The organism is Actinomyces sp. Z5, assembly GCF_003287795.1.
GTDB lineage: Bacteria > Actinomycetota > Actinomycetes > Actinomycetales > Actinomycetaceae > Actinomyces > Actinomyces glycerinitolerans.
On record NZ_QMIN01000074.1, the window covers coordinates 1 to 1,053 of the forward strand.

At 69.7% G+C, this 1,053-nt stretch carries 1 protein-coding gene; it reads right to left on the bottom strand.

Going from position 1 to position 1,053, the window contains the following annotated elements:
* Positions 1-123: 123 nt before the first annotated feature.
* The gene (locus tag DRB06_RS10590; protein WP_111819923.1) at positions 124-513 is read right to left on the bottom strand and encodes a hypothetical protein; all 390 of its coding nucleotides are present in this window, start codon (positions 511-513) and stop codon (positions 124-126) included.
* Positions 514-1,053 lie beyond the last annotated feature (540 nt).

Here is a 1,053-nt window from a genome sequence, read left to right on the forward strand (position 1 = left end):
CGGGCCGCCTCCTGCACTCGCAGGAGACGGCCCGCCGTCGTCGTGACCGGACCGGGGTCCTGTCTAGCGGCGTCGCGTAGGCGCGTCGGCAGGCACGGCCGGACGTGTCCGGGCGACGCGGGCCTATACGCCCCGCAGGGGATTGAACTCGCGCCGTCGTACCGGCCGCGGACCGTCGGGGAAGCGCCAGCACCGCAGGGCCACGCACACCCCCAGGAACAGGGCCAGCAAGGCCAACCCGCCGGTCAAGGCACCCCAATTGCCGAGCAGAAGCAGCAGTGCGATCACCGCCAGTCGCCCCAGGTTGTTGATCCGGACCCCACCGGTGTCGCTCTCAGCGCGAGTCTTCGCCAGCACCAGCACCTGCCACAGCACTCCGCCAAGGACCAGCAGACTCGCCGCCCACAGGGGACCGTCCGAGACCCGCAGTAGCCCTCCGAGCCCTACCAGCAGGAAGGGCGGCACCTCCGCGAGTACTCGCCCGACGAGGGCGTTGGCATCCGTCCTACTCATACGCCCATCCAATACCGCGTCGGTGTCCTCGGCAAGGGTGAGCTGGGAGCCGCCACCGACCCGGCGCCGAACGCCCGAGTGGCACGCCGTCTACTACGCCGAAGGGGCGCACCCAACGCGTCCTGCGGCCCCACAGTCCCAGCGCCCCCAAGGCTGCGGCGCCGCGAAGGCCCGCACCACCAAGGCACCACACCCTCAAACCCGAAAAGCCTCACCGGCTCTTCCGGTTTGAGGATGCGGTACGGGCGGGTGTGGGTGTTCGGTGGCGTTGTTCGGGCCCCTGCGATGAGTCCGCACACTCGAGGAGTGAGCACCATGGCGGAATCCGCGTGATCGCGCGGATCTGGCCCGCGGCCCGGGTGTCATGACAGTGCTCCAGTGTGCAACGACCCCCTCGTTGCACACTGGAGCGATGCCACCGGAATCGGGCCCAGAAGCATCTTCCGCGTATTTCCGGGGAAAACCGGGATTCAGGCAGGCCTGACCGGATGGCCCTTGCGTGCAAACCCACCGCTCCGGCCCGGGCCTCCGGCCAGCGCA

Coding starts and splice junctions, on each gene's coding strand:
- DRB06_RS10590 (WP_111819923.1), bottom strand. CDS start 513: ATGAGTAGGACGGATGCCAACGCCCTCGTCGGGCGAGTACTCGCGGAG.